Source organism: Bradyrhizobium sp. 2TAF36 (assembly GCF_052114925.1).
Classification (GTDB): domain Bacteria; phylum Pseudomonadota; class Alphaproteobacteria; order Rhizobiales; family Xanthobacteraceae; genus Bradyrhizobium; species Bradyrhizobium barranii.
Window position 1 is genome coordinate 1 of the sequence record NZ_JBFRFR010000223.1, and the last position, 3,886, is coordinate 3,886.

General features: G+C 58.9%; 5 protein-coding genes. 4 read left to right on the top strand and 1 reads right to left on the bottom strand.

Going from position 1 to position 3,886, the window contains the following annotated elements; all coding sequences use genetic code 11:
- Positions 1 to 84, bottom strand: an 84-nt coding sequence (locus AB4Z51_RS44820; protein WP_441499758.1) for a transposase, incomplete at its 3' end; no start/stop codon positions are given.
- 495 nt (positions 85 to 579) lie between these two features.
- Here AB4Z51_RS44820 and AB4Z51_RS44825 point away from each other — a divergent pair.
- The 4 genes from AB4Z51_RS44825 (at position 580) to AB4Z51_RS44840 (ending at position 3,529) form a co-directional block, all read left to right on the top strand.
- Positions 580 to 747, top strand: coding sequence for a hypothetical protein (locus tag AB4Z51_RS44825; RefSeq protein ID WP_441499756.1), 168 nt, complete (start codon positions 580 to 582; stop codon positions 745 to 747).
- Between the two features lie 193 nt (positions 748 to 940).
- A complete protein-coding gene (locus tag AB4Z51_RS44830; RefSeq protein WP_441499757.1) occupies positions 941 to 1,201 on the top strand; it encodes a DUF3551 domain-containing protein in 261 nt (86 codons plus the stop codon).
- Between the two features lie 1,066 nt (positions 1,202 to 2,267).
- Positions 2,268 to 2,441, top strand: coding sequence for a hypothetical protein (locus tag AB4Z51_RS44835; protein WP_155256390.1), 174 nt, complete (start codon positions 2,268 to 2,270; stop codon positions 2,439 to 2,441).
- A 488-nt stretch (positions 2,442 to 2,929) separates the two neighbouring features.
- Positions 2,930 to 3,529 carry a TVP38/TMEM64 family protein gene (locus tag AB4Z51_RS44840; protein WP_208088058.1) on the top strand — a complete coding sequence of 200 codons (600 nt, stop codon included), beginning with the start codon at positions 2,930 to 2,932 and terminating at the stop codon, positions 3,527 to 3,529.
- The last annotated feature ends 357 nt before the right edge of the window (positions 3,530 to 3,886 follow it).

The following is a 3,886-nucleotide window of genomic DNA, read 5'->3' on the forward strand; positions in this document are numbered from 1 at the left end:
GCACAGATCGGCGACCGACACGCCGGCCTCATGCTCCTTCAAGATCCCGATGATCTRCTCTTCCGAAAAGCGGCTGCGCTTCATGCTCTGGTCCTTGTCGTGGGCCAGAACGAACTTCAAACTGGATTAAACCCGCGGGGCAAGGTCACCTTCAGTCGAACACCCCGTTCCAAAAATGGAGTCCGGACAACTACCGGCTTGCGGTTTTCTCCGCATTGAAATCTAGAGACGAGCATGGCACGGCTTAGGTTCCAGCCCCGCAATGCTCCCGGCTGCCGCTCCAATTGGGGATTAGAGCGCCGGGAGTGCTAGGGCCTCCGGTGCGAACCGGCGGTCCCGTCAGTCGCCTTTCCATTCGCCTCAACGTCTATAGCAACGGTACCGTGGCTTACAATCCTAAGGCGAATTCGAGGACGTTGTCGCAACCATCGCCGCGTTGACACTGTTGGGTGTCGCAGAACATTCTCTCCGAGAACTGAGCGTTTTTTCCGGGCGAGTGTCAGAGCTTCATCGCCGAACGAATCCGTCACAACGGGCCTAGAGTGCGGTTCGCCGCAACCGCCATTGGGCGAGGCTCTGATGTCTGACGACGGCGCACTCAAGAAGGAAATCGACGCTCATCAGCAGCAGATGACAGAGGCTGAACGTAAACTTTTGGTCGGCCTCGAAGAGTTCATCAAGGGCAAGGTCGCGCTAGGCGTGCCCAGAGAGCGCGCCTACGCCATAGTTGCGGAGATACTCCCGTAAGCTCGAGAGGTCAGAACACGCGATCTACGCCGCGCGTTTAGGGTCGTCTAAGGCGTCCCGGGAGAGCTAGGCCCGCCAGCGTGACCAGCGGGCTGGTAGCGATCGTCAGGCGCAGTCGCGACCTCCGCGGGGTACGATCGAAGTACTGGCTCGTGGAGCTTCGCGCTTTGTCAATGTCCGAAAGGAGGTTCCAATGCGTACTCCGGCCTTGGCGATTTTGGCAATCGGGATGGCATCAACAGAGCCGGCGGCAGCTCAGACGTATAATCCGGCCTATCCGGTTTGCCTGCACGTTTACCGCACGGGGGCCAACTATTACGATTGCAGCTACACATCGCTGCCTCAGTGCAATGCTTCGGCATCGGGCCGCGCCGCAGAGTGCGCCATAAATCCATACTTCGCGGGCGTGGAAAACCCCGCAGCTTATCGGCGGCACGGCCGCCGCGCCTACTAGGACAGTTGCGAGAGACGCCCAGCCCGCCATCGTGAATCGGCGGCCCTTTGCTTTTCCACACCCACGACGCGCCGTAGCTCGCGCGCGTAGCCGGCGGGAGTTGACTTGAAGGTTTAGCGACCGGGCTCCGATCGCAGGTGAGATCCTGATAACGGAGTTAGACTTCACCGTGGCAGGCGCTGTTCAGCCGCGCCAGCGTGCGACAGACGGCCCTTATTTGCCCTTCCCTTCGCGTCGATCGCCTCAAGCTCCCTCTCGGTCCACGCACCGCGCACCGGCGGCGTTAGCAAATTCTCCGCAAAGCTGTCGCGCATAACGCTAGAAGCACCTGACGCGAATTGTGTCGACTCCCAGGTGAAAAGGATGTCTAGTCGCTCGCATCACCGCCCCGCCCATGGCCTCCGTCGGTGATGAGAACGCCAGTTGCGCTCCCGCCTAATCAAACAGGGGGCACCGTATGAAGCGGAACAGTAGAGTTCTCCGTTCCTGTAACCACAAACTCGAAATAGTTTTGCTCGTCGCTTTGCTGAGTATGATCACTTGGCTTTGGCTCGCCATCTGATCGCAATGTGGTGCATCCTCATCACCGTGGAGCCCCGCGGTGATGGGCCTCAACGGTTCATGCCCCGGAACGGTTATAGGTTCCATCAAATTAGGGACACCTCGCAGACGTCCCTATGGGAAAGGCCGCAGCGCGGTTCCAGCCCCCCCACTGCGGCCATCCCGGACAAATTAGAAAATGGTGCTTAAATCTCGCCGGTGTTCTCACAGTAGAACACCCCGTTCCGTAAACGGAATCCGTAATACTACCGGAAAGCGATATTCCAGCCATTGTCACTTGAGAGCGAACATGGCACACTTCGCTTTCCAGCCCCAATGCTCCAGGCTGCCGATTCAATTGCGGATCAGAGCGCCGGGAGTGCCTAGGCCCGCCAGCGTATGCCGGCGGGCCTTGTCGTTTTAACGCTCAGCCGGCGGCGATGCGTCGCGAGCCGTTGCCGATCGCGCTCCCGATCCACCGGGCGCCCTCTTTGACCCATGGCGATATATCGGACATACTCGCGCTATGGTTGCTTTGGATGAGATCGAACGAAACGCAGCACAGGCGCAATTAAAACGCCTGGAAGGCCTCGTTGAGGATATACGCAAGGCGCTTGGTGGCCCGAGCAATGCCAGCGAGAAGGTGGCATGGCTCAGGGAATTGCTCGCCGTTCAAGGGTATCGCGTCGACGGCCACTAGGCCCGCCCGCGTGAACCGGCGGGCCATGATCGCGAGTTAGCCAACCCTTAGATTCTCCGCGCTGCTCTTGCCACGCTTCCGATCTACCTGGACCTCATAAGAAATCTTTAAAGGGGGGTGCTATACGAGGGCGGCGGCCCAACCATGTTTGCACGGATCGGAGTTATACGCGCATTGAAGCGCCGCCCTTAGACGCGCCTCAACTTTCCGGCTTCGCTTTCCAGCCGCTCGGCCGCGTTTCGATAGTTTTGGGCCATCTCTTCCAGAGCTTCCCGGCCGAGACCCGGAAGGCAGAGCTTCGCTTGCTCCAGACACAGCCGCTACATGGCGCGAAAATATGCGCTCGATTCTCGTCTGCTCACGTGCAATATGACCTAATTCAGCACATATCCAATAGCGGGAAACTGGAACTCAGCGCAACCTGAAAATCGGCTCGCCAGCGTGAACCGGCCGGTCTCGGAGATCCTGAGCGTGCAGCTTTTAAAAGAATGAACTCGCCCATCTTAGACACGATCAGCGCATGGTTTCAAAATCTCGGCAGTCTTACACCGGGTTCGGCAATGGCAGTCGGCCTCGTATTTCTGGCAATGGCCTTTATCGTGCTCCCCCGTACGCCGCTGATTTGTGCCGCCGGTGCCGCCTTTGGCTGGAAAGTCGCCGGGATCATCCTGTTGAGCGGAACCATTGGCGCCATCATGGCTTTCCTGACGTCCCGCTATATCGCATCGAACTGGTTTCGAAAAAGGCTCGAGGGGAAGCCTAATTTCGGCGTCATTGCACAAGCAGTAGATGAGGAAGGTTGGCGCATTATCGCGCTAATGCGGCTGGGTGTGCCCCTTCCAGGCGCCGTCCAGAACTACCTGTTCGGTCTGACGAGGATTGACATCTCAACCTACTCGATCTCAACCTTCGTTTTCACTGCGCCGCAAGTCTTCCTGTATTCCTTTCTGGGCGCAACTGGCCGAGCCTCGCTTCTCGACGAAAATCTAGGCATCTCGCTGATCGCTATGGCGCTGATCATCGCAATTGTGGCCCTGATAGCATGGCGGGTACGAGTTTTACTGTCGCGGCGAGCGCCGCTGGCCTAGACATGCGAGCGCTCGAAACATGTTCAACGGCGCCGCAGCTTAAGTTGAGAAAGAGCCCGCCGGAGCGAACCGGCGGGCCTTTTGCTTTTAGCCTCAGCCGGCGGCGATGCGACGCGAGCCGCTGGCAGTCGTGCTTACCCTGCGACAGCCGGCCCTCATTTGCCCTTCCCTTCGCGTCGATTTTCAGCCGCGCTGGGTGGCGGCCCGCTCCATGGCGCGATAAAAACGCTGGAATCTCCGGTTTTGTCGCGGCGGAATATCCTGCCCGTCGGCCTCCATGAAAAAGCCCGGCGCGAGGCCGGGCTTATGGTTCTATGGCAGCGTTCTGTGGTGGCGCCGCTACTGCGCCATTTCCTT